At 41.4% G+C, this 26753-nt stretch carries 26 protein-coding genes and 1 tRNA gene; 15 read left to right on the forward strand and 12 right to left on the reverse strand.

Features of this window, described 5'->3' with window-relative positions; translation table 11 throughout:
• Positions 1-107 precede the first annotated feature (107 nt).
• Together ABDD94_RS00080 and dapF are read right to left on the reverse strand one after the other, a co-directional pair.
• Complete coding sequence (locus ABDD94_RS00080) at positions 108-491, reverse strand: hypothetical protein (RefSeq protein WP_345949833.1); 384 nt, start codon at positions 489-491, stop codon at positions 108-110.
• Entirely contained in the window at positions 488-1312 is an 825-nt protein-coding gene (gene dapF, locus ABDD94_RS00085; RefSeq protein ID WP_345954156.1) for a diaminopimelate epimerase, read from the reverse strand. The genes ABDD94_RS00080 and dapF overlap by 4 nt, the downstream gene beginning before the upstream one ends.
• Positions 1313-1485: 173 nt before the next feature.
• Here dapF and ABDD94_RS00090 point away from each other — a divergent pair, with 173 nt between their 5' ends.
• Complete coding sequence (locus ABDD94_RS00090) at positions 1486-3036, forward strand: Do family serine endopeptidase (RefSeq protein WP_345954157.1); 1551 nt, start codon at positions 1486-1488, stop codon at positions 3034-3036.
• Between the two features lie 180 nt (positions 3037-3216).
• Here the strand turns inward: ABDD94_RS00090 and ruvX are convergent, their stop codons facing one another.
• A complete protein-coding gene (gene ruvX, locus ABDD94_RS00095) occupies positions 3217-3639 on the reverse strand; it encodes a Holliday junction resolvase RuvX (RefSeq protein WP_345949830.1) in 423 nt (140 codons plus the stop codon).
• A gap of 141 nt (positions 3640-3780) precedes the next feature.
• Between ruvX and ABDD94_RS00100 the strand changes: the two genes are divergently transcribed.
• Genes ABDD94_RS00100 through rmuC form a run of 6 tightly spaced genes read left to right on the forward strand, consistent with a single transcriptional unit; the run spans position 3781 to position 9210 of the window.
• The gene (locus tag ABDD94_RS00100; protein WP_345954158.1) at positions 3781-4920 is read left to right on the forward strand and encodes a hypothetical protein; all 1140 of its coding nucleotides are present in this window, start codon (positions 3781-3783) and stop codon (positions 4918-4920) included.
• Positions 4921-4926: 6 nt separating this feature from the next.
• A complete protein-coding gene (ricT, locus tag ABDD94_RS00105; protein WP_345954159.1) occupies positions 4927-6327 on the forward strand; it encodes a regulatory iron-sulfur-containing complex subunit RicT in 1401 nt (466 codons plus the stop codon).
• Between the two features lie 44 nt (positions 6328-6371).
• Positions 6372-6812: a gliding motility lipoprotein GldH gene (locus ABDD94_RS00110; RefSeq protein WP_345949827.1), complete on the forward strand. Its 441-nt coding sequence runs from the start codon at positions 6372-6374 to the stop codon at positions 6810-6812.
• A gap of 10 nt (positions 6813-6822) precedes the next feature.
• A complete protein-coding gene (locus ABDD94_RS00115; RefSeq protein WP_345954160.1) occupies positions 6823-7455 on the forward strand; it encodes a hypothetical protein in 633 nt (210 codons plus the stop codon).
• Between the two features lie 45 nt (positions 7456-7500).
• Positions 7501-7752: a hypothetical protein gene (locus ABDD94_RS00120; protein ID WP_345954161.1), complete on the forward strand. Its 252-nt coding sequence runs from the start codon at positions 7501-7503 to the stop codon at positions 7750-7752.
• Between the two features lie 51 nt (positions 7753-7803).
• Positions 7804-9210: a DNA recombination protein RmuC gene (gene rmuC / locus ABDD94_RS00125; RefSeq protein WP_345954162.1), complete on the forward strand. Its 1407-nt coding sequence runs from the start codon at positions 7804-7806 to the stop codon at positions 9208-9210.
• A 174-nt stretch (positions 9211-9384) separates the two neighbouring features.
• Here rmuC and thiL read toward each other — a convergent pair whose 3' ends face one another.
• Positions 9385-10425: a thiamine-phosphate kinase gene (thiL, locus tag ABDD94_RS00130; protein WP_345952124.1), complete on the reverse strand. Its 1041-nt coding sequence runs from the start codon at positions 10423-10425 to the stop codon at positions 9385-9387.
• Positions 10426-10667: 242 nt separating this feature from the next.
• On the opposite strand from thiL, the gene ABDD94_RS00135 reads away from it, so the two are divergent.
• Positions 10668-12191: a DNA/RNA non-specific endonuclease gene (locus ABDD94_RS00135; protein WP_345954163.1), complete on the forward strand. Its 1524-nt coding sequence runs from the start codon at positions 10668-10670 to the stop codon at positions 12189-12191.
• Between the two features lie 76 nt (positions 12192-12267).
• On the forward strand, positions 12268-12807 hold the full coding sequence (locus tag ABDD94_RS00140; protein ID WP_345954164.1) for a hypothetical protein: 540 nt from the start codon (positions 12268-12270) through the stop codon (positions 12805-12807).
• Positions 12808-12841: 34 nt separating this feature from the next.
• Here the strand turns inward: ABDD94_RS00140 and nadA are convergent, their stop codons facing one another.
• The gene (nadA, locus tag ABDD94_RS00145) at positions 12842-13834 is read right to left on the reverse strand and encodes a quinolinate synthase NadA (protein ID WP_345954165.1); all 993 of its coding nucleotides are present in this window, start codon (positions 13832-13834) and stop codon (positions 12842-12844) included.
• Positions 13835-14245: 411 nt separating this feature from the next.
• On the opposite strand from nadA, the gene nadB reads away from it, so the two are divergent.
• On the forward strand, positions 14246-15838 hold the full coding sequence (nadB, locus tag ABDD94_RS00150; protein WP_345954166.1) for an L-aspartate oxidase: 1593 nt from the start codon (positions 14246-14248) through the stop codon (positions 15836-15838).
• A gap of 11 nt (positions 15839-15849) precedes the next feature.
• A complete protein-coding gene (locus ABDD94_RS00155) occupies positions 15850-16230 on the forward strand; it encodes a DUF5071 domain-containing protein (RefSeq protein WP_345954167.1) in 381 nt (126 codons plus the stop codon).
• 12 nt (positions 16231-16242) lie between these two features.
• Here ABDD94_RS00155 and ABDD94_RS00160 read toward each other — a convergent pair.
• Positions 16243-16315 (reverse strand) — tRNA-Gly (locus tag ABDD94_RS00160).
• Between the two features lie 158 nt (positions 16316-16473).
• On the opposite strand from ABDD94_RS00160, the gene ABDD94_RS00165 reads away from it, so the two are divergent.
• Complete coding sequence (locus ABDD94_RS00165; RefSeq protein ID WP_345954168.1) at positions 16474-16986, forward strand: gamma carbonic anhydrase family protein; 513 nt, start codon at positions 16474-16476, stop codon at positions 16984-16986.
• On the opposite strand, the gene ABDD94_RS00170 is transcribed toward ABDD94_RS00165, so the two are convergent.
• From ABDD94_RS00170 to ABDD94_RS00190, 5 genes are all read right to left on the reverse strand, one after another.
• A complete protein-coding gene (locus ABDD94_RS00170; protein WP_345954169.1) occupies positions 16976-18604 on the reverse strand; it encodes an Ig-like domain-containing protein in 1629 nt (542 codons plus the stop codon). The genes ABDD94_RS00165 and ABDD94_RS00170 overlap by 11 nt on opposite strands.
• Positions 18605-18809: 205 nt before the next feature.
• On the reverse strand, positions 18810-20672 hold the full coding sequence (gene mnmG, locus ABDD94_RS00175; protein WP_345954170.1) for a tRNA uridine-5-carboxymethylaminomethyl(34) synthesis enzyme MnmG: 1863 nt from the start codon (positions 20670-20672) through the stop codon (positions 18810-18812).
• Between the two features lie 51 nt (positions 20673-20723).
• Positions 20724-20963 carry a hypothetical protein gene (locus ABDD94_RS00180; RefSeq protein WP_345949815.1) on the reverse strand — a complete coding sequence of 80 codons (240 nt, stop codon included), beginning with the start codon at positions 20961-20963 and terminating at the stop codon, positions 20724-20726.
• Entirely contained in the window at positions 20960-22831 is a 1872-nt protein-coding gene (locus ABDD94_RS00185) for an ABC-F family ATP-binding cassette domain-containing protein (protein ID WP_345949814.1), read from the reverse strand. Before ABDD94_RS00185 ends, ABDD94_RS00180 begins: the two co-directional genes overlap by 4 nt.
• Positions 22828-23484, reverse strand: a complete 657-nt coding sequence (locus ABDD94_RS00190) for an NAD(P)H-binding protein (RefSeq protein ID WP_345954171.1) — start codon at positions 23482-23484, stop codon at positions 22828-22830. Before ABDD94_RS00190 ends, ABDD94_RS00185 begins: the two co-directional genes overlap by 4 nt.
• Before the next feature lie 262 nt (positions 23485-23746).
• Here ABDD94_RS00190 and ABDD94_RS00195 point away from each other — a divergent pair, with 262 nt between their 5' ends.
• Genes ABDD94_RS00195 through ABDD94_RS00205 form a run of 3 tightly spaced genes read left to right on the forward strand, consistent with a single transcriptional unit; the run spans position 23747 to position 26176 of the window.
• Positions 23747-24523 (forward strand): ABC transporter permease, encoded by a 777-nt coding sequence (locus ABDD94_RS00195; RefSeq protein WP_345949812.1) that lies wholly within the window; start codon positions 23747-23749, stop codon positions 24521-24523.
• Between the two features lies 1 nt (position 24524).
• Complete coding sequence (locus ABDD94_RS00200; protein ID WP_345954172.1) at positions 24525-25316, forward strand: ATP-binding cassette domain-containing protein; 792 nt, start codon at positions 24525-24527, stop codon at positions 25314-25316.
• A complete protein-coding gene (locus ABDD94_RS00205) occupies positions 25313-26176 on the forward strand; it encodes an MlaD family protein (protein ID WP_345954173.1) in 864 nt (287 codons plus the stop codon). Before ABDD94_RS00200 ends, ABDD94_RS00205 begins: the two co-directional genes overlap by 4 nt.
• 40 nt (positions 26177-26216) lie before the next feature.
• On the opposite strand, the gene ABDD94_RS00210 is transcribed toward ABDD94_RS00205, so the two are convergent.
• Positions 26217-26726, reverse strand: a complete 510-nt coding sequence (locus tag ABDD94_RS00210; protein WP_345949809.1) for a glutathione peroxidase — start codon at positions 26724-26726, stop codon at positions 26217-26219.
• Between the last annotated feature and the right edge of the window lie 27 nt (positions 26727-26753).

Genomic DNA, 26753 nt, shown 5'->3' on the forward strand with positions numbered 1-26753 from the left:
CCGGAGAATATTTTTTCGGCCTGCGAAACGGAAGTATGCATGAGCTATTGCTTGCAATGAAGATTTGTGAACGCAGCTAAAAGTTTAACGTGTTTTATTGGCAAATGCTACTCTGTGCTACCTTCTTCAAAAATATATCCTTCCACGCTGGTGGCCAGTACAAAGTCATTGTCGTCTTCCGAGATTCCATTGTAACCGTCTTCGCTCTCGTCAGGATCGAGCGATAAGTAAACTTTGCTGCCAATGTGATAAAATTTGCAGGAATCCACCTGGTAAAGCTCAGCAGCGGGGTTACCTTCAAATCCATTCTTAAAAACATCCCTGAAAATGAGCATCACATCAGCTTCCGTATAAGCGAGTTCAAACATAATGCTGACGGCAGGACTGCCTTCCACGTCATGCGTTCTAAATTGCTTAACTACTGCATTCAACAGGGTCAAATCACCGGTTAGGTAGTTAATAATGTCAGAATCGTGGCCAATGAATTTCATGCCGGTTGTGTTGCTGCTTCATATCCGGTGCTCAGGTCAACCTCTATATCCCCTTCAAATACTCTTTTTGCCGGGCCTTCTAAAAATATGTCGGTAAATTTAGCGCCATCGTAATTAAAGTTGATGCTCATGTTGCCGCCCAATACTTTAATAGGGGTGGTAATATTACCTGTTTGTTGGTTAGCATGGGCCATAGCCAATGCAACGGCGGTAACACCGGTACCGCAGGCATATGTTTCGTCTTCCACGCCACGTTCGTAGGTGCGTACAAAGTACCCTTCATCAAGCGGTTCTACAAAATTTACGTTAATGCCTTTGGTTAGGTAAGTGGTATTATTGCGTATAGACCTTCCATCGGCAAATACATCTTTATGTGTTAAATCATCAGCCAGCTGTATATAATGCGGAGAGCCGGTGTTAATTACATAGTCGTCGCCATCGCGGTTTATGGTATCTACATTGATAATTTGCAGACTAACCCAATCGCCCGATTCTGAAATTTTGGCATAATGCGGACCGTCAACTGCCAAAAAGTTGGTCTCGGTGTCAATAACACCCAAGTGTTTGGCAAAGGCTACAATACAGCGGCCGCCATTACCGCACATGGTGCTAGGCTGACCGTCAGAATTGTAATAAACCATTTCAAAATCGTACCCCTCGCAGTTCTGCAAAAACATAATACCATCGCCGCCAACACCAAAGCGCCTGTCGCACAATGTTTTGATTAACAGTGGATTATGGTGATCTATCTTGGTAGTGCGATTGTCTACCATTACAAAATCGTTTCCGGCTCCCTGGTATTTATAAAAATGCAGTTTCATAAAGCAGTGTAAATTATCCGGCGCAACACCTCATAACAACAGTAAAAGGCTATCTTCCGGTTTTTAACATTTTTTAACAATAATCGGAATAACTTATTATTGTTCCTATCGTCTTAATGGTATTAAATTTGAAAAGTAAAAAGTAACCTAGTAAATAAAAAGCAAAAGATAATATGAGAAAAATTGGTTTAACCTTGTTAACTGCCATTGTTGGTGGTGCAATGGCGCTCGGTACTTATAAAGTATTCGAGAAAGATCCGCTGGAAGGGATGACCTTGGAGGAGCGCCAGAAAGTATATTTTGCCAGCAACCCGTCAACGTCTAACATTGTGTCGTCTGCCGGTGATGTTGACTTTACCCAGGCTGCAGCAGCGGTTACCCCTGCCGTAGTTTACATCCGTACAACTTATGCAGCCTCAGCAGGCCGCAGCAGCGGCCGCGATCCGTTTGAGGAAATGTTTGGCGATATGTTCGGCCAGCGTGCACAGCCGCAACAACGTGCTCCGCAACGCGCTTCGGGTTCAGGTGTTATCATCTCAACCGATGGTTATATTGTAACTAACAACCACGTGGTAGCTAATGCCAGCAAAGTGGAAGTAACCACAAATGATCATCGCACCCTGCAAGCTAAAGTAATTGGTACCGACCCTAATACCGACCTTGCCCTTATTAAAGTAAGCGCTACTAACCTGCCTATTGTAAAATTAGGTAACTCTGACGATGTGCGCGTGGGCGAGTGGGTTTTAGCCGTAGGCAACCCTTTCAACTTAAACTCTACCGTTACTGCCGGTATTGTAAGCGCCAAAGGCCGTAACATCGGTATACTGGGCCGCGAAGAAGAACAAAGCAGTCCTTTTGACCGCAGTAACTACCAGCAACAGCAACAACCCCGTTTAAACAAAGCCATCGAGTCGTTCATTCAAACTGATGCGGCTATTAACCCTGGCAACAGCGGTGGTGCGTTGGTAAACACTAAAGGTGAACTGATTGGTATTAACTCTGCCATTGCCTCACACACCGGTTCATACGAAGGTTATGGTTTTGCCGTACCGGTTAACCTGGCTAAGAAAGTATTGAACGACCTTGAAAAATTCGGTTCGGTTAAACGTGGTTACATTGGCGTAAGCTTTACTGAGCTGAACCCTGATGTTGCCCAGGAACTAAAAATTAGCACAACCAACGGTTTATATGTTAGCGAATTGGTTGAAGGTGGTGGTGCCGAAGCTGCCGGTTTACAAAAAGGTGATATTATTACCAAGGTTGAAGGTAACCGCGTATATGAGTCATCAGACTTGCAAGAGCGTGTAGGCCGCTTACAACCAGGTGATAAATTGCATTTAACCGTGCTACGTAACGGTGCTGAGAAAAACTTTACCGTTACCCTTAAAGGCGAACCAGCCGCTGCTAACCGTACTGCAGCCGTATCCAAATCGGCCGAGGAGTTATATAACAAGTTAGGTGCCAGCTTCCAGCCTTTAACCCAGGCACAAAAAGCTAAGTTTCACTTAAACTCAGGTGTAGTGGTTACTCAGGTTCGTCGTGGCGGTTTCTTTGAGAACTATGAAATTCCTGAAGGTTCTATCATTACTAATATTAACGGTAAGCCTATCAACAGCACCGGTGATATTGATAAAGCCATTACCAACTTGAAAAACGGACAAATGACCATTGAAGGTTATACCTCAGATGGTATGCGTTTCCGCAACAGCTTTGATGCGCAATAAGCATCCCTATTGATTAAAAAGAAAGTCCGGCTACTGGAAACAGGCCGGACTTTTTTGTAGAATTAATATTGGTTTTTAAGCAAACCTGTACTTAATCAAATTACAAAACTTGTCTTCTCAAACTACAGTAGAGAATCTTATTAAAACCGACAAGTTAATTGCTTTAAATTCAGTTAACTACTAAAACCTAAATGCTCTGCCTTCCATCCATGATTGTAACAAAATAACAGCCGATACGGTATCAACCAGCGCTTTATCCTGCCGACCTGCTTTTTTTACACCACCGGCCAGTATAGCCGCCGATGCCATTTTGGAGGTAAAGCGCTCATCCAGCATTTCGACCGGAACATCAGGGAAAGTCTTTTTTAAAAGATTAGCGAAGCCCTTTACATGCATGGCCGATTGCGACGGAGTATTGTCCATTTGCTTGGGCTCACCCACCACAAAAACTTCCACCTGCTCAGTTTGCAGGTACTTTTTCAGGAATTCTACAATTTGATTAGGATGTACGGTTTGCAGGCCGGTGGCAATCATTTGCATAGGGTCGGTTACGGCAATACCTATGCGCTTGGTACCATAATCAAAAGCCATTATTCTGGGCATATAGCTGAGTGTTGAGATTTGCTTACGGAGATTATAACCGTAGTTAAAAGAAATATCATTTAAATTTCAAAGATAACCTATCCCTCGCAATGTCTCAAATCTCATATCTCACATCTCAATACTAATTATTACCTTGCACCAATGCAGTTTAAAGAAATAGTAGGGCAACAAGCTGTAAAGCAACGTTTATTAAATACCGTTAGCGAGAACAGGGTAAGTCATGCTCAATTGTTTTTGGGACCTGAAGGCTCGGGCAGTTTAGCCCTGGCAGTAGCATACGCACAGTATTTGTCGTGCGAAGATAAGCAACCCGAAGATTCATGCGGGGTTTGTTCTTCGTGCCGTAAGTATGAAAAGTTGGTGCACCCCGATCTGCATTTTTCGTATCCGTTTTTTGCTTCAGACAAAAATGATACGTCTTTAAGTTTTATTGAGCAATGGCGCGAGGCCTTGCTGGCTAATCCGTACCTGAGTCTGGATATTTGGCGCGGATACCAGGATTCACAAAACAAACAGGCTAATATTAACATTGCCGAGTGCCACCAAATAATCAAAAAACTGAGTCTAAAACCGTTTGAATCGGTTTACAAAATTTTGATTTTATGGCTGCCCGAGTACCTGGATAAAGAAGGCAATACGCTGCTCAAAATTATTGAGGAGCCACAGCCTAATACAGTTTTTTTGCTGGTAGCACAAAATCAGGATCAGATATTGAACACCATTCTCTCACGTACGCAGTTGGTAAAAATTCCGGGACTGAGTTATGAAGAGGTGCGAAGCTATTTGGTTAACGAGCGTGGGGTACCTAACCAAACAGCCGAAGAGACCGCTTATTTGAGCAACGGTAACTTAACCGAAGCGCTTGGCATGCTGCAGCAGGAAACCAATAGTTTTCATGCTGATTTTGTAGACTGGCTGCGTAAGTGCTATAGCAACAAGGGGCTGGAGATGATGAAGTTTGTGGACCGTGTAGCTAAAGCAGGGCGCGAATCGCAAAAGAACTTTATACGCTACGGTATTAGCTATATCCGTGAGTGCTGCCTGTTACTGAGCGATGCCGGCAACCTGGTACATTTACCTGCGGCCGAAAAGGAGACAGCGCAAAAAATGGCCGGCGTAATGACACTTGATATGGCCGAAGCCATTAGCGAAGTGCTTGAACAGGCTCATTATGCGGTGGAACGAAATGCAAATCCTAAAATTTTATTTTTAGATGTATCTTTGCAGATTATTAAAATTTTACACTTTAAAATACTCCCTAAGGGGAATCAATATATATAAAATAAAATGGGATGTGGAAGTTGCTCAACCGGGGGCGGATGTACACCGGCAGGCTGCAAAAGCAATGGGTCATGCATGACCAATGGCTGCAGTAAGCTGGATGTATATGATTGGCTGGCACACATGGATATGCCAACCAACTATAAGCCTTTCCAGGTAGTTGAGATTAAATTTAAAGGATCGCGTAAGGATTTTTACCTTAACGCCGACAATATATACTTAGAAGCAGGTGAACTGGTTGCTGTTGAAACGGCTACGGGCGGCTATGATATTGGCCACGTATCGTTAACTGGCGAGCTGGTGCGCATGCAAATGGTAAAACGCCATGTTAAAGAGGCCGATGTAACCAAAAAAATCTATCGCCGGGCTACGCCTGCCGATGTTGATAAGTGGAAACTAGCCAAGGAAATGGAATGGGAAACGATGCACAAAGCCCGTAAACTGGCTTTGGATCTTAACTTATCCATGAAGATAAGCGATGTTGATTACCAGGGCGATAAAACCAAAGCTACTTTTTACTACACTGCCGAAGGCCGGGTTGATTTCAGGGAACTGATTAAAAAGATGGCTGAATCTTTCCGTATCCGTATCGAGATGCGTCAGATAGGCATGCGTCAGGAAGCCAGCCGCCTGGGTGGTATTGGTTCATGTGGCAGAGAGCTATGCTGCTCAACTTGGTTAACTGATTTTAAAACAGTATCAACCTCGGCAGCGCGTTATCAAAACTTATCTTTAAACACACTTAAGCTGGCTGGCCAATGCGGTAAGTTAAAATGCTGTTTAAATTACGAGTTAGACGGTTACATGGATGCCCTAAAGCATATACCCGATAACGTAAACTACTTACGTACCGAAAGAGGTGATGCCCGTTTACAAAAAACCGATATTTTTAAACGCATGATGTGGTTCAGCCTGCCCGGTGCCGAAAACTGGATACCGCTGCCCATTGAACGTGTCAAGGAAATACAAAAGCTTAACAAGGAAGGCATAACGCCTGAAGACCTGGGTGAAGCCGTTGAAATGGAGACACCAGCAGCTAAGGTTTTAGATTATGAAAACGTAGTTGGCCAGGATAGCCTTACCCGATTGGATGAACGCCACCAAAACAGGAACAGAAAGAAGAATAAAAAACCTAATACAAGTAGCCAGAATGCGCAACAGGCTGGCGACAGAAAGCCACAGCAAAATAATCAGCAAAGACCAAACAATCAGCCTAAACCAAACCAGCAAAAGCCCGCACCTGCACAAGTTTCTCCTGATGTAGTAAAGCCTGCCGCACCTATGGCGGATGGAGAGAAGGCAGAAGGCGCTAACCCGGCTAAGCGCAATAACCGCAGGCACAGGCCAAACCGTAACCGTGGCAATAACAACAATAATAACCAACAACCCCGTAGCCCAGAGGCATGAAGTTAGTAGGTAAACTATGTTCGTATTTGTTATTGAGCTGTGTTATGATCAGCTCCATAACAGGTTGTACTGACCCTAACCGTGTAATGGACGAGAATAAGTCTGTTACTAACCATAACTGGAGTTATGGCAACAAAATAAAGTTTGATATTGACATAGCCGATGCCAATATTGCTTATAACTTATACATTAACGTACGGGTAACATCCAATTACCGGTACTCCAACATGTTTGTATTAGTGTACCAAAATGGTGGCCCGGCTAAAAAGGCAGCTATTACACGTTACGAGCTAAAGCTGGCCAGCCCAACAGGCGAGTGGCTGGGCAAAGGGTCGGGCAGTATGTATAGCTACCAGATACCGTTTAAAACGAACTACCGCTTTCCGGCCAAAGGCAAATACCATTTCGAGATTGAGCAAAACATGCGCGATAACCCGTTGCGCTCAGTAAGTGATGTGGGTTTGCGGGTTGAAAAAGCTGAATAAAGTAAGTACTATGTTAAAAGCTGTTTTAATCATAGTACTTACTTTATTTTTTGCCTGTAATATTTACGCTCAAACCAACACTACCTCAATTAAAAGCAAAAGTCATAATAAACTAACCGGAGATTTTTGGATAGATTATTTTGCTATTAAACACAATCCATACAAAGATTCCATTGATGGAAAACCGGTTAAATTTTACCTTGACCATCCTAAGGTTGCTCCAATAGCTAAAAACTTTTATAAAGGCAAATACAGGCCCTCAGACAATGATTCAACGAGTTTGCTGCTGTCTTTGTGTTTAACCAATAATGCTGAAATCAGGCCCTTTTACCGTTGGTGTCTTAATGCCACAATTGAGATTGCTGATGGCGCCCTGAGTGAATATCCGGGTGAGCCGGCACTTAATTATGTGATAAAATATCCAAAAGAATTTTTCGGTTATATGGATAAAGATAAATCCGGAATTCGATATAAAAATTGGGTACAAATAATAGCTTATAGCGGGCTTCCATCTTATAACAACATTACTTTTGTAAAAAAGTATATTGTAACCAGGCTAACCGCTAATTGTAGCAACTGTACTATTACCTATAAGCATAAGATACAGAAACTTGCTACAGATGTTTCTAAAGCCTTAAATTAAATGAAACCCTTTTTTCGATAGCCTGTTTTAATTCTAAATCATATTATGAAAAAGCTGGCTTATACTTTACTCTTTGGCGCTTTTATATTAACAGCTTGCCAACAATCTACCAGTAAAACGGGCGGCGATGTAGCAGACTCAGGAATGGCTGGCAGCTCGGGCCCGGCCGATACCGGCATGAAGAGCGGTACGCCAATGGGTACAGCAACCGGTGTTTCTGATACCAGCACCACTGCCAGCAAAGATGGTGTAGCTAACCCTACTGTTGATACAACAGGCAAAAGAAAACCTCAGTAATATTAGCATTTATCGAAAATCCTTCTTTCATTTGCTAAATTTTTTATCAGGATGAGTGTAGGGATATTGGCTATTGCCGTAGTTATTTTATTGATTTCGGTTTACTTGTTTATCAGTAAATCAAAAAATGCTGCCGGCAATGTTTCTGTAGCTGAATTTGAGCAGTTGAAGACCGAAAACGAGCAAATCAAACTCAAACTTGGCATTACTGAAGAAAAGGTTAAAAGCGCTTATGCCGAAAAAGAAAGCATTACCCAACTCCTTAAGGAAGAGAACGGCAAATTAACAGATCAGCTATTATTTGAGCGTCAGGAACTGGCACAGGCCAACCAGGCGCTGGAAAGCACCCGCAGTTTTTATAAAGCGCAACAAGAAAAATTACAGGAACAGAAAGCGGAGATTGAGCAAATCCGCCAACACTTTCAGCGCGAATTTGAAAACGTAGCCGAAAGGTTACTGAAAGAAAAGTCGCGCGAGTTTTTGGACGTGAATAAAGCCAACCTCGATCATATCCTTAATCCTTTGAAAGAGAACATCAAAACTTTTGAAGAGAAAGTGGAAAAAGTTTACAATATGGAAGCGGCCGACCGTAACACGCTGAAAGGTGTAATTACGCAGCTAATGGAACTAAACAAGCAGATTAGCAGCGAGGCGCAAAACCTAACCAAAGCCTTAAAAGGCGATACTAAAAAGCAAGGCAACTGGGGAGAGTTTATACTGGAAAGGGTACTGGAACGCTCGGGCCTGGTTAAAGACCGCGAATATCGTTTACAGGCTAGTCACCAGGCGCAGGATGGCACCCGTTTCCAGCCCGATGTGATCATTGATTTGCCGGATGACAAGCACCTCGTTATCGACTCCAAGGTATCATTAATTGCATACGAGCGCCTGGTGAACTGCGAAACCGAAGAGGAGCGTAAGCTGCATGCCAAAGCACATGTAGAATCGTTACGTAACCACGTGCATGGCTTATCAGCCAAAAACTATCATGATCTGCAAAAAATCAATTCACCCGATTTTGTGCTGCTATTTGTGCCTATTGAATCGTCTTTTAGTTTTGCGGTGCAGCTGGATGCCGACCTGTTTAACGATGCCTGGGATAAGCGGGTAGTTATTGTAAGCCCGAGTACTCTTCTCGCAACTTTACGTACTATAGCCAGCATGTGGAAACAAGAACATCAAAACCGCAACGTAATGGAGATTGCCCGCCTGAGCGGCGATATGTACGACAAGTTTGTAGGCTTTTTAACCGATATGGATAGCATAGGCCGTAACCTAAAGCAAAGCCAGGATGCCTATGACAAAGCCATCAACAAACTGAGTGACGGCCGTGGCAATTTAACCATCACTGCAGAAAAAATTAAGAAATTAGGTGCTAAAGCTAATAAGCAGATAGACGGGAAATTTGTATCACTACTCACCGAGGGCGAAGATTCGGAAGAACAGAAGCATAATTGATAGAGTAGAAACGCTGTATTCATTCCTATTTTATGGAGTAATAGCGTGGCCATCTCGTTACGCCAATGTATAAATCGGTGTGCTCAACACTAGTGTTGATGAATACACTTACTTAGTGAAGATTGCACGTCGTTAGCACTCCCGCAATGATTTTATTTTTCAAATAATTACATACTATTTCTTAAACGCATTCCACCCTTGCGCCTTCAACTCATGTACCTGGCCGCTTTTAGAAATCAAATTACAGCCCGCTGAAGCTTCGGTGATGTAGCCAATGATGCTGATGTCGACATCGTGCTTTATTTTGTCGTAGTCGGCTTGTTTAATGGTAAATAACAGCTCGTAATCTTCGCCGCCACTCAGGGCACATATAGTAGGATCGAGGTTAAACTCGCGGGCGGTTTCATACGTCATCGGGTCGATGGGTATTTTTTCCTCATATAGTTGGCAGCCTTTATTGCTTTGGGTACAAATGTGCAGTATCTCCGAAGCCAACCCGTCCGACACATCGATCATAGCAGTAGGTTTCACTTTTAGATCACCTAACAATTGTATAATATCCTGGCGAGCCTCTGGCTTCAACTGTCGCTCAATTATATAATCTTTACCTTCCAGATCGGGTTGTATCTGCGGATTTTCCAGGTAAACGAGCTTTTCGCGTTCTAATAACTGCAAACCAGTATATGCGCCGCCTAAATCGCCAGATACGCAAAGCAAGTCGCCTTCTTCGGCACCGTTACGGTATACTATATCTTCTTCATTAGCATAACCTAATACGGTGATGCTAATTACTAAACCTTGTTTTGATGACGTGGTATCGCCACCTATAATATCAACCTTATATTTATCACAAGCCAGGTAAATACCTTCGTAAAGCTCTTCAACAGCTTCTAAAGTATACTTGCTCGACATGCCTATAGATACTGTTACCTGGGTAGGCGTACCGTTCATGGCGCAAATATCGCTCAGGTTTACCTGTACCGATTTATAGCCCAAGTGCTTAAGCGGCGTATAAGCCAAGTCAAAATGAATACCTTCCAGCAGCATATCGGTTGATACCAACACTTTTTTACCAGCATAATCTAGCACGGCGGCATCATCTCCTACACCTTTCAGGGTGCTTTTATGGGTAAGCTTAATATTTTTAGTTAAATGATTGATCAGGCCAAATTCACCTAACTCATTAATATGGGTTCTATCAACATTATCAAACATATCCATGGCAGCGCAATTTAAAGGGTCAAAAATACAAAAGCAGTTTTAAACCGCCCGCAAAATTTATACATCGGTTAAGTAATGAAGCCAGTAACTAAAAAATAATTTAAAGCATCAAAATCGTAAACCAACATTTATTGTAATTTTATTAACCGATTGTTTGTGATTTTTTGATTACAATTCGTATTTATTAACACACAATTAATATCTAAACCGCAAATTTGTAAACACTCAATATTTATATGAAATTAAAACATTTACTCATTTATCTTTTCATCCCCTTAGCACTGGCCAGTTGTAAAAAGGATAGGGATGAAACCGAAAATCCCGAAACGGAAATACTCCAACCGCCAGTTGCACCAAAACCTTATAGCATTAATGAAAATTTTGAAAGTGGCATTAAAGCAGGCTATGATGTTGCCGATGTAACTATCAGCACCGGTTCTTGGAGCATGAATGGCGCTTTGCTAGGAAGTGATGCAGGCGACATTAGAAACGGCGGTAAGTCGGTACGTATACAAGGTACAAAAGACAATGCCAAGCGCAATGGTAACCTGGCTATGAATTTTGATGTAACGGGCTTAAAAAGCGTTATCATCAAAAGCTCTTTCGCCAACTTTGCCGATAAACAATTTGTTACGGCTACCAACCCCGTTGCCTTAAAAGGCTCCTGGGAACTCCAATCTTCAAAAGACGGTGGTAAGACTTATACTAAAGTAGGCCAAACTATTACTGAAACTGACATTGTTTTAGTGGCCCATACTTTTCAAATCACCGATCCTGCCGCGCAACGCTTTATTATTGTGAATACATCAGACTATAACGGCAGTAACCGGGTGCGTTTAAGTATTGATGATATCACATTTGTTGGCGAGGGCGAATCGGGTATTACCATTGGCGGATCAGACACCCCTCCAGATGACGGGGGCGGCACATCAACCGGTACACCAACTACTCCAAGAGGAATAAATATTGGTACCGACGCGCCACCTGCAACCGGCGATAACAGCAACCTATTATTCGGCAATCCTTCAGCTGCCAATATGATATCAGCCGAAAATTATTTACTGGATATGGGTTATTATGTAGAATCGTACAGCAAATCAAGAGGTACGCCTAATTGGGTAAGCTGGCATTTGGATAATACTAATACTACTAATGCCACTGGCCGCCTGGATAATTTTGCGGGCTTTAAAGATTTACCTGCAGGTTACTACCAGGTACAAAGCACCAGCTACTCGGGCAGTGGTTTCGACAGGGGGCACAACTGTCCATCGGCCGACCGTACCAGCTCAACCTTCGCTAATTCGGCTACTTTTCTGATGACCAACATGATTCCGCAGGCACCACAGAATAATCAGCAAACCTGGAATAACTTGGAGAGCTATCTGCGCCTACAGGTTAATAACGGTAACGAGGTTTATGTAATTATGGGTAGCTATGGTATAGGCGGCGTAGGCAGCAAAAGTACTGCAACTGTAACCACAATTGACAATGGTAATGTAACTGTGCCCAGCAATGTTTGGAAAGTAGCCGTTATTATTCCGGCTGGCGACCGTGACTTGATCAGAGCTGGTAACACTAGTGGTATACGTGTGATTGCTGTAAATACACCTAATGTAAATACTATTAACAGCGACTGGACCAAGTATATCGTAAGCGTACGCGATATAGAAACAGCCGTAGGCAACGGTTTTAACTTATTGGGATCTTTACCACAATCGGTACAAGATGCTATTGAAGTAAAAAAAGACAGCGGCATATAAACTTCTAACAATCTTTTTAAACCCGGGCGGCAAACAGCTTCTCGGGTTTTATTTTAGATATAAATCTTAATAACATATGAAAACTGTTCTCTTTTTGATAGGACTTGCAAGTTTTTATATCAATACCGTGCTGGCACAAGCACCCAGAACGCTTAACAGTGTTGATTATGTAAAGCATAACCAGATATTTTTAACACATGGTAGCCAAAAAATTAATATTGGTAAACTTACACCATCTAGTATAGTCAAACTACTGGGAAAACCGCTGTCGATAAAAAAGGAAATGACAGAAACTGATGGCTTACTTGTTGTTTACAGATACGACGGTTGCGAAATTGATTTTGACAAGAGTTATTTAAATTCTGTTAGTATTACTAAAGATAAATGGGCGTTTTATATGATGCCTAATGAAAAAGCAGCACATACTTTTCGGGTAAAAGAATCAATAAGCAGTTTAAAGAATTTTTTTCCTAAATCATGGAAAAACCATCAACTTGAAGGATTAGCTTTAATGGTCAAAGATACCTCTGGCGAGATAAATCCTTACATTTGGATCACCTTTATGACTGATGAGAATCAAGTCAAATCAATTATCTACGCTTTTAACAACTACTAAAAAAAAGCCGCTTAAGTAAGCGGCTTTTTTATGTTTATAATCCCAGCTGTGCCGAAATATCCAGCATGCGCTCTATAGGCTTAACCGCTTTTTCTATAATATCGGCCGGTAAGGTAATCTCCGGCATTTCATTTTTAAGGCATAAATAAAGCTTCTCCAGCGTATTTCTTTTCATGTGAGGACAATCATTGCAGGCGCAGGTATTGTTCGGTGGAGCGGGGATAAACACCTTATCAGGGTTATCTTTTTCCATCTGGTGAATGATACCTGCTTCGGTGGCTACAATAAACTCCTTTTCGGAACTGTTGGTTGCATATTTTAAGATACCGGTAGTAGATCCTATATAATCGGCCAGTTGCAGGATGTGTTCTTCACACTCAGGGTGAGCCAATATTTTAGCGTTGGGGTGGCGCTCTTTCAGCTTGGTGATCTTCTCGCGGCTAAATATCTCGTGCACCATACAGGCACCGTTCCACAATACCAAATCACGCCCTGTTTTCTTAGCCACATAAGCGCCCAGGTTACGGTCGGGCCCAAAGATGATCTTTTGATCGGCAGGCAGGCTTTCCACAATCTGTACCGCGTTGCTTGATGTACAAACAATATCGCTCATGGCTTTCAATTCTGCCGTACAGTTCACATAAGTAATAACCAGGTGATCAGGATACGATTCCTTAAATTTCTTGAATAAATGCGGAGGGCAACTATCGGCCAGTGAACAACCCGCTTTTAAATCGGGTAGCAACACCTTTTTGGTAGGGGATAGGATCTTGGCGGTTTCGGCCATAAAGTGTACGCCGGCAAATACAATAATGTCGGCATCGGTTTTGGCCGCCTGTTGCGATAGGCCCAGGCTGTCGCCAATATAATCGGCTATATCCTGTATCTCACCTTCCTGGTAGTAGTGCGCCAGTATAACTGCGTTCTTCTGTTGCTTTAATTTTTCAATCTCAGCATACAGGTCAAGCGTGGGGTCTATTTCCTCTTCAACAAATCCTTTTATATTGATCTCCTCTAAAACGTCCATTCCTAACATTACAATAAAGACAAATAATTTAATTTATATATATAAACCTATTGTTATTAGTGTGTGAATTGTGTGAACAACTGGAGATAGATTTTATTGCTAAACAAACTTATTCCACTTGTTTCCACAGGTTATCCACATACTCTAAAACTTAAACTACTGATAAGCAGTTAGGTTGTTTTATTCACACCGATGTTGATAAACTAAAGTGTGAATTAATATCGGTTTTTACGGATGTGAATAGTCGTTGGTTATCTTCCCAAAACTACTGCAGCAAATGGGTATAACTTTAGTTATCCACAGGCTTTTTCACAAACCTAAAACTTATTAGCTTTTTACCTACGCAAAATTAACATCTTTTGATGGGGTTATACACACAAGTATTACTTTTACACATATTAGACACTATTTATGACAAGAAATGTGGATTTCCTGGTAATAGGATCGGGCATTGCCGGATTAAGCTTTGCACTTAAAGCTGCTAAACATGGTAAGGTACTGATAGTTACCAAAGCGAGCGAGGACGAATCAAACACGAAATATGCACAAGGCGGTGTGGCCGTAGTTGTGGATAAAAAAGAGGATTCGTTTGAAAAGCATATCGAAGACACGTTGATAGCCGGCGATGGCCTTTGCGACGAAGAGGTAGTACGTATTGTGGTGGAAGAAGGGCCCGAAAGGATAAAGGAGATTATAGACTACGGTACCAATTTCGATAAAACCAATGATGGCGTTTACGATCTGGCTAAAGAAGGCGGCCACTCTGAATACCGCGTACTCCATTATAAGGATATTACCGGCTTTGAAATGGAGCGCGCCTTATTAGCGCAAATTCACCAGAACCCAAATATCGAAATACTAACCCATCATTTTGCGGTGGACTTGATCACTCAACATCATTTGGGTGAGTTTGTGGATAAGTCTACCAAAGATATTACCTGTTATGGCGTTTACGCCTTTAATACCGAAACTAAAGAGGTGGAAACCATTCGGTCGAAAGTTACGGTAATGGCATCTGGCGGTGCAGGGCATATTTATGCTATTACCACCAACCCGGTTATTGCCACGGGTGATGGTGTGGCTATGGTTTACCGTGCCAAGGGTAAAGTTCGTAATATGGAGTTTATCCAATTTCATCCTACAGCTTTATATAACCCTGGTGAGTACCCATCCTTTTTAATTTCTGAAGCAGTGCGTGGTTTTGGCGGTATTTTAAAACGTACCAATGGCGAAGAATTTATGCAGGAGTATGATGAACGCAAATCATTAGCCCCACGTGATATTGTAGCCCGCGCTATAGACGCCGAGATAAAAAAATCGGGCGAAGATTACGTATACCTGGATGTACGCCATAAAAGCAAGGCCGATATTTTAAACCATTTTCCTAACATTTATGCCAAGTGTTTGGATATTGGGCTGGATATGACCAAAGATATGATTCCGGTATCGCCTGCATGCCATTACATGTGTGGTGGTGTGTTGGTAGATCATATGGGCCGTTCATCCATACAGCAACTGTATGCGTGCGGCGAATGTTCATCAACCGGCTTACATGGTGCTAATAGGTTGGCATCCAATTCATTACTAGAAGCGTTGGTATTTGCCCACCGCATTTATGAGGATGCCATTAAAGGATTTGAAGGCTACGAGGTACCGAATAACATTCCGGATTGGGATGAAAAAGGCGTACAACTCTCTAACGAAGACATACTGGTTACCCACAACATTCGCGAAATGCAAAAGCTGATGAATGATTATGTAGGTATCGTACGGTCTGATTTCCGTTTGGAGCGAGCCATGCGCCGTTTAAAGTTACTATACGAGGAAACTGAAGAATTTTACAAGCGCACCAAATTGTCGGTTAAGCTATGTGAATTGCGTAACTTAATACAAGTTTCTTATTTGGTTGTAAAATCGGCTACTGCACGTAAGGAGAGCAGGGGATTACATTATACTACCGATTATCCGCAACATGCTGAAGTTTTGGAGGATACAGTGTTTTAATTAGGTATACAATGGAATATCAAAAATTAATACCAAAAGACAAATTTGATGATAGTGGAGTTGAAAAACTTAAAACGCTTTCATTTGAGGAGATCGAACCTATAATTCCAGATTTGTTAAAGTGGCTACAAGATATGAATTGGCCGGTTGCAAAGTGTATAGCTGATATATTAGAACCTTTTGCCGATAAGATTACTTCTCAAATTATTAGCATATTAAGATCAGATGATGGAATGTGGAAGTATTGGATATTAGGAAACTTGGTTAGGAATACAAATGATCCATCTATATTGATGGAATTAGAAAGAATTGCAAGACATCCATCAAAAGACGATATTGACTGTGAAGTTAATCTTGAAGCAGTTTCAATTTTGAATGGTGATTATAAATAGAATAAAATTGTGAGCGGAAAACGGGATTCGAACCCGCGGCCTTCAGTTTGGGAAACTGATGCTCTACCAGCTGAACTATTTCCGCTTATGGAGCTAATATATAAAACATAATTTATCCCACCTTGTCATTTCCGAGTGATAGCGATAAATCTTTTCAAAGCGAAATGTACGAATTCGAAAGTATCGCTCACTGTCATTCAGGACGACAAATAAGGGTGTAAAAAATAAGTCCGAAATAAAAATATGGCGCTCATTCTACCTGTAAAAGATAAAAGTCCGGTTTGGGGCGAAAACTGTTTCATAGCCGATAACTGTACCATTGTAGGCGATGTAACCATGGGGAATGATTGCTCGGTATGGTTTAATGCCGTCATTAGGGGTGATGTGAACAGCATTACCATTGGGCACCATACCAATATACAAGACGGCGTTTGTGTGCATGCTACTTACTTAAAGGCATCTACCACTATTGGCAATTACGTATCGATAGGACACAATGCTATTGTACATGGCTGTAAATTAGATGATTACGTGCTTATAGGCATGGGGGCTATAGTAATGGACGATGCTGTTGTGCAATCAAACGTCATCATAGCAGCAGGTGCCGTAGTGCTTGAAAGAACTATATGCGAGTCGGGATACCTATACGCAGGTACACCAGCTAAAAAGATTAAACCGCTAACCGACGATCAATTGGCCTTACTGCAAAAACTACCGCATAATTATAGCTTGTACGCCAGCTGGTTTACGGCTTAACCGCAGGCGTGGTAGACGGGGTAGGTGCAGCTGTGGCTGGGGTAGGAGGAGCGGCACGCGTCGCATCTTCTTCTTTGGGTATCACCAATGGCTCTTCCATTTCCCAGTTAGGGCGTAAGGTTAATTCTTTATCATTATACCAGCTTTTTTCTGGGTAAGATTTAGTTCTCACATTTCCAGGGTCGGCCTTACGGTTCTTATTGGTATCGTAAGTCACCTTGACTTGATACTTGCCTGTAAAAAAGTTTTTATAAACTATAGAGGCGTTTTTTGTAACAAAGTCCGTTTGCAATACCGTCTTTTTACTATCCATCACCTCTACAATATAAGCCTTACTGGTATCGGGTACGGTTACTTTTAAAGTTAAGGTACCATAGTTTTCGGGCTTATCAATCATAAAGCGCTTGGTGGTTTCCTTGTTTTTCGTACCATAAATGTCGGTTAAAGCTTCATCACTAAACACCAATTCATAACGCGCAGCCTGCCGCCAGCGGTGCTTGATAATTAGATTCCGGGGGTTTGTAGTACTTTTCTGCAGGTTTAAAGGACTTACCGGAACGGAATCTTCCAGTAACTTAATTCTGCTGATATCAAATGTCTCAATAGGCAAGTTAGCAATCATCGACAAATCTGCTCCCGGGCGCAACTTGTTGTCTACATTGATATTGTATTGTAAGCTTACAGTTCTTTTAAAGCTTTCTGACCGGCCTTTTCTTAATACTACCGTGTCTAAGAACTTACCCTTATCAGCAATGGCAACACTTACCGTATCAAAGTTCATGTTACGTAAAAAGATCAAAGCTGTATCTCGTGTTCTGCTAAAGTCTACTATTTTTTGCTCATCAATAGCAGACTGATCGATAATCTTCATAGAAGGCTGTTCTAAAGGTTTGTTAAAAACCATGTTGATTTTGCCATCCGGGTCAAAGCGCCGTGAGCTGATTCTGAACTTTTCTGGAACTTGTTTAAACAGATCCAATTCTATACCGTTTACATTTGCCTTGAGCATAACCGGATCTTTTTGGAAAGCTATTAACTCATTATCGGCATTGTATATCTTATCAGGCGATACTTCTTTTAAAGCATATATAGTGTATGTCCCTTCATGAAGATTGTTCAAAGCAAAATTGCCAGCTGAATCTGTGGAGGTATAATAGGCGGGTTTCTTTTTACCAAACATGGCCGAATCTTGTGCTGCCGGAAAAATCATTACAGTAGCTTCTTTTTCAGCCTGGGCAGTAGTAGTGTTATAAACCCTGCCGCTTATACTCAATGAATCTATCTGATCGCCGGTTGAAAAAACATACGAGAAGTTTTTTAACACGTTAGATTCATTTACGTCGGCTAGCGCTTTACCAAAATTAAAAACGTAAGTAGTGTTTTTTTGAAGAGAGTCATTAAGTTTAATTAATAATGTTTGGCCTTTGGTTATATATTCCGGCTGTTTCTCAAAAGCTGGGCTAACACTTATCTCGCTGTAGGGACTTGTAAGCTTAAAGTATTCATCAAACTCTAGTTTTATTTCTTTGGCATTAAAACGACGGGTCTTGTTAGCAGGGGTGGCTTTTAAAAGTTTGGGTGGAGTGCGGTCTCGGGGTCCGCCTTGCGGTCTTTGCATACTGGCGCAACCCCATAAGGTTAAAACGACAAAAGTAGTAAAAACAGATGCTGAAAATTTTGACCTTAAGTTTATAAGCATTTTTAAGCGTTATAAGCGATTTTTGAGTTTTTTGGAACTGGGATATTAAAATTTAAAAATAATGGCTCTAATAATAGGTATTAAAGCCACTTTTTCGGTCGAAACCGCAAATTTCTTAGTTTTTCTACCTTGATATGTGAACCATGAGGACTGAGATATCTGAAGGAGACACACCCGAGATGCGGGAAGCCTGACCTAAAGTACGTGGTTTAATACGCATCAGTTTTTCACGTGCTTCTTTAGACAGGGATACTAATTGCTGGTAATTAAATTCCGGATTAATTTCTTTGTCTTCCATCTTGCGCATGCGTTCTACAATTTCCAGTTCCTTATCAAAATAACTCTCATATTTAATTTTTATTTCAGCCTGCTCAATAGTTTCTTTATCATAAGCTGAAAGTAGCGCATCTAATGATGCATCTGCTTTTCTCAAATCGTTAAAGCTCACTTGTGGTCGGCCTAATAATGAGATCAGCTTAACATTCTGGTTGAGCGGCGCAGTGCCTAATTCTTCAAGCAATGGGTTTAACACCGTTGCCTCAACTGATTTATTGCGCGTGTATTTAACAATGTCATCAGAATTCTTTACTTTTTGCTTAACCTTATCTAATCTTTCATCGTTAATGAGGCCTAGGTCATGCCCAATAGGGGAGAGTCTTATATCTGCGTTATCCTGGCGTAACAACAAACGGTGCTCAGCCCTAGAGGTGAACATACGGTATGGTTCTTCTGTACCTTTCGTAACTAAATCATCAATTAATACACCAATATAAGATTCAGAACGCTTCATGATAAGCTCATGCAAATCATGCACTTTTTGATGCGCATTAATACCCGCAATTAAGCCCTGTGAGGCAGCCTCTTCATAACCTGTAGTGCCATTAATTTGGCCGGCTAGGAATAGGTTGGCTATCTTTTTTGTTTCTAAAGTTAGGTTTAATTGGGTAGGTGGGAAATAATCATACTCAATTGCATAACCTGGGCGGAACATTTTTGCATTTTCAAATCCGGGAATTTGTGTTAGTGCACGATATTGTACATCTTCGGGTAATGAAGTAGAGAACCCGTTTACATAAATCTCTACGGTGTTAAATCCCTCTGGTTCTACAAATATCTGGTGCCTTTCGCGCTCAGCAAACCGGTTAATTTTATCCTCAATGGAGGGGCAATAACGCGGTCCCAAGCCTTTAATGCGACCCGTGAACATTGGCGATTTTTCGAAGCCTTCTTTTAAGGTTTCATGTACGTTTGCATTGGTATAGGTAATCCAGCAGCAACGCTTTTCTGTAGGGCGCTCCACATCGGTAAATGAAAAGCGGCCAGGGTCTTCATCGCCCCATTGCTCTTCCATTACACTGTAGTTTAAACTACGACCGTCTATCCGGGGCGGAGTGCCGGTCTTCATACGGCCGGCCTCAAAGCCCAACTCTACCAACTGTTCGGTTAAGCCAGTGGCAGATTTTTCGCCAGTGCGGCCACCACCAAAGCGCTTCTCGCCTATGTGTATTATACCATTTAAAAAGGTGCCATTGGTAAGTACCACAGCGCTGCATTCAATTTCAACACCCAAAGATGTTTTAATACCGCATACGGTATCGCCTTTTACTAGGAGAGAAGTTACAGTGTCTTGCCAAATATCAAGGTTTGGTATACTTTCTAATGCTAAGCGCCATTCCTCTGCAAAACGCATACGGTCGTTTTGTGCGCGGGGGCTCCACATAGCAGGGCCTTTCGAAAGGTTAAGCATCCTGAATTGAATGGTAGTTTTATCAGCTATAATTCCTGAATAGCCACCTAATGCATCTACCTCCCGAACTATTTGCCCTTTAGCCACACCACCCATAGCCGGGTTACAGCTCATTTGTGCTATCGTGCCCATATTCATGGTAATGAGCAATACCGACGAACCCATGTTTGCTGCTGCCGCTGCCGCTTCACAGCCAGCGTGGCCACCACCAGCAACTATTACATCATACTTTTTAAACATCTAAACCTCCAATGTTCCACGTGGAACAATTACAAAATTACCGCTAAAAAATTATGTTCCACGTGGAACTTTAAATAATGATACTAACGCTACAAACGCCCAAATGCTCTCTAATATTACAAAAGGGTAGAAGCTTATTAGGTAAGATGAATATCCACATAACCCCGCACCAACAAAGTTCATTAATGCGTACGACTTGCTTTCGGCACTTATCTTTTTAAAAAGATTAAGCATAAATCCAATCAAAAGTATAATTACACCTACTGATGCTATAATGTCTGATGTCTTCATAAAGCGTCTCTTAATTCTATTAACTCCATCCAACGTAATGATCTGTCATCAACAGTGGCTTTCATTTCCTCTATTTTGGTAGATAGTTTTATTAACTCCTGGTGATCTGTAACGGTGTTTAACAGCTCAGTTGTTGCTGATATTTCCTTTTCTATTTTTTCAATATCCGCTTCTAATGTTTCCAGCTCCTTTTGGTCTTTAAACGATAGTTTATTCTTTTTTGGCGTTGCAGCTACAGGTGCCGGAGCTACGGCAGTAGGCTTGGTTTTTAACGCTTGCTTAGCTTCTTCCTGCTCTAAACGATATGAAGAATAATTACCATTATACAAATCAACATGGCCGGTGCCTTCAACCACAAAAAGCTGATCGGTCAACTTATCCAGCAAATACCTGTCGTGTGAAACCATTAAAAGAATGCCTGTGTAATTGGTTAAAAACTCTTCTAACACATTTAAGGTGTCAATATCCAGATCATTGGTAGGCTCATCCAAAATCAGAAAGTTCGGGTTTTTCATTAGGATGTTCAGTAAATGCAATCGCTTTTTTTCGCCACCGCTCAGTAGATGAATAAAGCCATACTGCCGGGCGGGAGGGAAGAGGAATAATGTGAGCAATTGTGCAGCCGATATAGTTTTACCATCGGCCATGGTAATAAATTCAGCTACATTTTTTACTACATCAATTACACGTTCATCATCCTTGAAAGACATACCGGCTTGGTTAAAATAACCAATCACCGTAGTTTCGCCTTTTTCTATATGGCCACTATCGGGTTGTAATAAACCGGTGAACATATTTAACAACGTTGATTTCCCACTGCCATTTTTACCAGCAATACCTACACGGTCACCTTTCTTAAATACGTAGCTAAAATCATCGATCACCTTACGGTCTCTAAATGTTTTAGTAATATGGTATACCTCCATGATTTTATTACCCTGGCGCGCCGTTTTGGTACTTAGTTCTACCTTACCTAAAAGTCCATGATTTTTGGTCTTTTCTTCCAGGTCATAAAAAGCTTCGATGCGGGCTTTTGATTTGGTGCCACGTGCCTGGGGTTGGCGGCGCATCCACTCCAGTTCTTTCTTTAACAGGTTAGAGTTTTTTTGAAACTGCTGCTCGTTGGTAGCTTCGCGCTCAGCTTTCTTTTCAAGGTAATATTGATAGTTGCCGTTGTAATTGAAAATCTTTCCACGCTCAATTTCGATAATTTCATTACAAACATTATCTAAAAAGTACCTGTCATGGGTAACCATCAAAATAGTTTTGTTACCTTCTGTAAGCAACTTTTCTAACCATTCAATAGTATCGATGTCTAAGTGGTTAGTAGGCTCATCCAGCACATAGATGTCAGGATCCTCAATTAAGAGCTTGGCTAAGGCCAATCGTTTTTTTTGCCCGCCCGATAGGGTATCAATCTTTTGATCGAGGTGATGTATGTCCAGGCGGCCCAAAATGTTTTTAATTTGATATTCGTACTCCCAGGCATTTACAGCACTCAGTTCTTCCGTAATTTTCTCGATAGCCTTTTCATTGTTTGGATCGTTTTCAAGCAATTGCTCATATTTCAGTATAAGCTGTTGTTGCACGTTATCCTTATGGAAGATATAGTCGCTTATGGTATGACCCTTTTCAAACATAGGATCTTGCTCTAAGTAGCCCGGCCGTAAATCACGTGCTGATACTACTTTGCCTTCGGTAGGATTAATTTTACCTGATAATAATTTTAATAGGGTAGATTTTCCGGCACCATTAACTCCTACTAAGGCAACGCGCCTGCCACGATTGATGCCTAAAGTTAAGTTACGGAATAACCAGTGGTCATGAAAAGAATGACCTAAATTTTCTGCTGATAAGTAAGTGCTCACGCTAATTGTTTGATATGATGTGAGGGATGTACAAATACACCTTCCTCTGAATTTAATGATTGTTTGTACATAGCCCTTGCAACTACTGCTGCAGGTATGCTTTTATATTTTTTAAGGCCTCCTAATAACAATGGGTCTAAAGCTTTCATTAAAACGGTGGCTATTCGTTCTGCAAATCTGTACTCCATCCGGTTTCCAGTCAATAACGACGGTTGATATATATGAAGGACGTGTAACCCTACCTTTTTTATATCCCGTTCAGTTTCTCCCTTTAGCCTGGTGTAAAAGTTAGACGAGTCAGCATTGGCACCAACGGCTGATATCAAATGAAAACTTGCTACCTTATTTTCTTTAGCTATTTCTGCTAACTGCACCGGGTAGTCATGATCTATCTTCCGGTAAACAGACAAGTCAGGCGTTTTACTTCGGGTTGAACCTAAACAGCAGAATAGCGCTTTGCCATTTATAGCATTTGCATGTTCTGGTAAGCTATCAAAATTTACTACTAATTGAACCAACTTTTTATGCCTAACAGGCAGTTCTTTTCTAACTAAGGCTAAAACCTCTGTATAATAATTTTCCTGCAAGAGTATGTTTAGCAATTCTCCACCTACCAATCCACTTGCACCAACTATAACTGCTTTATTTACCATAAGTTAAATTATAGCAAAGGTACACAATCTTATTTAAGCCTTTAATTGATGTTTAAACACGTTATTAGAAATCCTTATAGTATTACAACTAAAATGTTTAAACAAATAAACAGCAGCTGTGTTTATATCTTAGTTCATCTCATAAAACGGCGTACTAACCTCATTATGAATACGCTATGCTAGCTACCTTTGTTGGCAGCAAGAACTTGAACCGATTATTACGGATACATACCAGCTATTACAATAGCACAAATACTTGCTTATGGCAGAAAAAATAATGAATTCGGGCTGGAGACAGTGGATAGAGAGTGTAGGAGACCAAACGGTATTTTTTATGCGGTTTATCCGCAACGCGTTTTCGGGCGGCTTTGAATGGTCAGAATTTATACGCCAGTGTTACGAAATAGGGTACAAATCATTAACTCTGGTAGGTATAACTTCCTTCATCATGGGCCTTGTACTTATCTTACAGCTACGACCAACCCTGGTTGAGTTTGGTGCTGAGAGCATGTTACCTCATACGCTTTCTGTTTCTGTAATAAGAGAAATAGGCCCGGTTATAACAGCCATTATTTGCGCAGGCAAAATTGCGTCGAGCATTGGAGCTGAGCTAGGCAGTATGAAAGTTACGGAGCAAATTGATGCCATGGAAGTATCAGGTGCCAACCCAGTGCAATATCTGGTAGTTACCCGCATACTGGCAACCAGCCTTATGGTGCCGCTGTTGGCTATGACAGGTGACTTGATCTCGTTATTGGGTGGGTACTTTGCACTCAACTTTACAGACGACATCAGCTTTAACTTATATTTTACCAAGTGCTTTGCCGCGCTTGATTTTACCGACTATTTGCCTGCATTAATAAAAACTATATTTTTTGGATTTGCTATAGGCTTTGTAGGGTGCTATAAAGGCTTTAACTCTAATAAGGGTACTGAAAGCGTGGGGCTTGCTGCAAACTCGGCAGTTGTTACCGCTTCGTTGTGGATCTTTTTTATTGACATGATGGCTGTCCAAATTACTAACCTGTTGTATTATTAAGATGGAAAGCGTAAAACAACATGACCTTAAATCTGAGCACCAGTCAACAAAAACAGATGAGGTTGTAGTAGAAATCAAGAATCTTAAGAAAAGTTTTGGCGATAAAGAGGTACTTAAAAACATCAACTTAACGCTGCACCGCGGCGAAAATCTCATCGTATTGGGCCGTTCGGGTCAGGGTAAATCGGTAACCATACAATGCATAGTGGGCTTGTTAACGCCAGATGAGGGATCGGTGAAGGTGTTTGGACAGGAGGTACCTGAACTCAATAACGAGGAACTGAAAGAGCTACGCACAAAAGTCGGTTTCCTGTTTCAAAGCGGGGCTTTATATGATTCCATGACGGTTAAGGAAAACATGGAATTTGCGCTAACCCGTGTGTTAAAGATCAAGGATCAGCAGGAATTAGATAAAAGGGTACAAGAAGTATTGGAAGGCATAGGTCTTCCTGAGGCGATAGACAAGATGCCAAGCGATTTATCGGGCGGTATGCGTAAACGTGTCGGGCTGGCGCGTACGTTGATTGTAAAACCCGAAATTATGCTGTACGACGAGCCTACAACCGGCTTGGATCCTATCACATCACGTGAGATAAGTGAGCTGATACTTGAAATGCAAAAAAAATATAAAACGTCTTCTATCATTATAACGCATGATATGGATTGCGCTCGTATAACCGGCGACCGTGTACTGATCATGAAGGACGGTGAATATGTAGCCGAAGGTACTTTTGACGAGCTTCAGCGCTCAGAAGACCCATTTGTTAAAGCATTCTTTTTAGATACGATATGAAAACAACATCCGGACAAAAAATAAAAATAGGCGTATTCGTAATGGTAGGCTTGTTTGTAATATTCTTAGGCATCTTTTTAATTGGCAGCCAAAAAAGCATGTTCAATTCCACATTTAGCGTTTACGGTGTATTTAAGAACGTAAACGGCCTGATGGTTGGTAATAACGTGCGGTTTGCCGGCATAAACGTGGGCGTAGTTGAGGGCATTAACATCGTTTCGGATAGTGCCGTACGCGTTGACCTTACACTCAATAACAACGTTAAAAAGTTTATTAAGAAAGACTCAAAAGTTAGCATCGGCAGTGATGGTTTAATGGGTGATAAATTGATTGTAATTAGTCCCGGTGGCTCAACCAGCCGTACCGAGGTAGAGGGGGGAGATAAGCTAACCGCAGTAAACCCGCTGGATGTGGATAAGATCATCAATAAGCTCACCAAAGTGGCCGACAATGCTGAGTCCTTAACCGGTAACTTAAATGCCATTGTAAGCGATATAAACAGAGGAAAAGGGTCATTAGGCAGGTTGCTTAAAAACGACCGTATAGCGAATGATCTGGCTACCACCGTATCATCGGCAAAAACAACCATACAAAATGCGAATAAAACTACCGTTACCTTAAATGAGGACTTAAAAGCGGCACAAAGCAACTTTTTGCTGAGGGGCTTCTTTAAAAACAAAGAAAAAGCCAAGCAACGTAAAATAGACTCTGCGCGTAAGGCTCAGGAGAACCTGACCAAGGAACAGGAGAAGTTGCGAAAGGAACAAGACAAGAAGCTAAAGGAAGATCAGGAAAAGGCCCGTAAAGAAGCGGAGAAGAAAGCCAAAGAAGATGAGAAAGCCGCTAAACAAAATAACTAAGCATAAAAAAAGGCGCTTGTTTTAACAAGCGCCTTTTTTGCTATAACTGACTGGTTATTTCTGGCGATAGCGGCTTAACGGCCGAACGGTAGCGGTGTATCAGCTTACCGTTTTCGTCTATCAGGAATTTTTCAAAGTTCCATTTAATATCACCTGTAAAATCAGGGTTTTCCTGTGTAGTAAGGTATTGAAATATAGGAGCAATATCCAACCCTTTAACGCTTACTTTTTCAGTTAACGGGAAAGTAACACCAAAGTTCTTTTTGCAAAACTCTTGAATGTCAGTGTTTGATCCTGGCTCCTGACCATTGAAATTATTTGCCGGGAAACCGATCACAACTACTTTATCTTTGTATTGCTCAGCCAATTTTTGCAGTTCTGCATATTGTGGTGTATAACCGCATTTAGATGCCGTGTTTACAATCAGCAACTTCTTGCCTTTGTACTTAGACAGTTTAAAGTCCTTGCCTTCAATGTTTTTTAACTTAAAATCATAAATGGTGCTGGGTGCAGTGAACAGCAGCGCCATCATTAATGCTAATATTTTCATAAATTAAATGGTTAAACGTTTATTTGA

Origin of the sequence: Mucilaginibacter sp. PAMB04168 (assembly GCF_039634365.2) — a bacterium.
Classification (GTDB): domain Bacteria; phylum Bacteroidota; class Bacteroidia; order Sphingobacteriales; family Sphingobacteriaceae; genus Mucilaginibacter.

Coding starts and splice junctions, on each gene's coding strand:
- ABDD94_RS00080 (WP_345949833.1), bottom strand. CDS start 491: ATGAAATTCATTGGCCACGATTCTGACATTATTAACTACCTAACCGGT.
- dapF (WP_345954156.1), bottom strand. CDS start 1,312: ATGAAACTGCATTTTTATAAATACCAGGGAGCCGGAAACGATTTTGTA.
- ABDD94_RS00090 (WP_345954157.1), top strand. CDS start 1,486: ATGAGAAAAATTGGTTTAACCTTGTTAACTGCCATTGTTGGTGGTGCA.
- ruvX (WP_345949830.1), bottom strand. CDS start 3,639: ATGCCCAGAATAATGGCTTTTGATTATGGTACCAAGCGCATAGGTATT.
- ABDD94_RS00100 (WP_345954158.1), top strand. CDS start 3,781: ATGCAGTTTAAAGAAATAGTAGGGCAACAAGCTGTAAAGCAACGTTTA.
- ricT (WP_345954159.1), top strand. CDS start 4,927: ATGGGATGTGGAAGTTGCTCAACCGGGGGCGGATGTACACCGGCAGGC.
- ABDD94_RS00110 (WP_345949827.1), top strand. CDS start 6,372: ATGATCAGCTCCATAACAGGTTGTACTGACCCTAACCGTGTAATGGAC.
- ABDD94_RS00115 (WP_345954160.1), top strand. CDS start 6,823: ATGTTAAAAGCTGTTTTAATCATAGTACTTACTTTATTTTTTGCCTGT.
- ABDD94_RS00120 (WP_345954161.1), top strand. CDS start 7,501: ATGAAAAAGCTGGCTTATACTTTACTCTTTGGCGCTTTTATATTAACA.
- rmuC (WP_345954162.1), top strand. CDS start 7,804: ATGAGTGTAGGGATATTGGCTATTGCCGTAGTTATTTTATTGATTTCG.
- thiL (WP_345952124.1), bottom strand. CDS start 10,425: ATGTTTGATAATGTTGATAGAACCCATATTAATGAGTTAGGTGAATTT.
- ABDD94_RS00135 (WP_345954163.1), top strand. CDS start 10,668: ATGAAATTAAAACATTTACTCATTTATCTTTTCATCCCCTTAGCACTG.
- ABDD94_RS00140 (WP_345954164.1), top strand. CDS start 12,268: ATGAAAACTGTTCTCTTTTTGATAGGACTTGCAAGTTTTTATATCAAT.
- nadA (WP_345954165.1), bottom strand. CDS start 13,834: ATGGACGTTTTAGAGGAGATCAATATAAAAGGATTTGTTGAAGAGGAA.
- nadB (WP_345954166.1), top strand. CDS start 14,246: ATGACAAGAAATGTGGATTTCCTGGTAATAGGATCGGGCATTGCCGGA.
- ABDD94_RS00155 (WP_345954167.1), top strand. CDS start 15,850: ATGGAATATCAAAAATTAATACCAAAAGACAAATTTGATGATAGTGGA.
- ABDD94_RS00165 (WP_345954168.1), top strand. CDS start 16,474: ATGGCGCTCATTCTACCTGTAAAAGATAAAAGTCCGGTTTGGGGCGAA.
- ABDD94_RS00170 (WP_345954169.1), bottom strand. CDS start 18,604: ATGCAAAGACCGCAAGGCGGACCCCGAGACCGCACTCCACCCAAACTT.
- mnmG (WP_345954170.1), bottom strand. CDS start 20,672: ATGTTTAAAAAGTATGATGTAATAGTTGCTGGTGGTGGCCACGCTGGC.
- ABDD94_RS00180 (WP_345949815.1), bottom strand. CDS start 20,963: ATGAAGACATCAGACATTATAGCATCAGTAGGTGTAATTATACTTTTG.
- ABDD94_RS00190 (WP_345954171.1), bottom strand. CDS start 23,484: ATGGTAAATAAAGCAGTTATAGTTGGTGCAAGTGGATTGGTAGGTGGA.
- ABDD94_RS00195 (WP_345949812.1), top strand. CDS start 23,747: ATGGCAGAAAAAATAATGAATTCGGGCTGGAGACAGTGGATAGAGAGT.
- ABDD94_RS00200 (WP_345954172.1), top strand. CDS start 24,525: ATGGAAAGCGTAAAACAACATGACCTTAAATCTGAGCACCAGTCAACA.
- ABDD94_RS00205 (WP_345954173.1), top strand. CDS start 25,313: ATGAAAACAACATCCGGACAAAAAATAAAAATAGGCGTATTCGTAATG.
- ABDD94_RS00210 (WP_345949809.1), bottom strand. CDS start 26,726: ATGAAAATATTAGCATTAATGATGGCGCTGCTGTTCACTGCACCCAGC.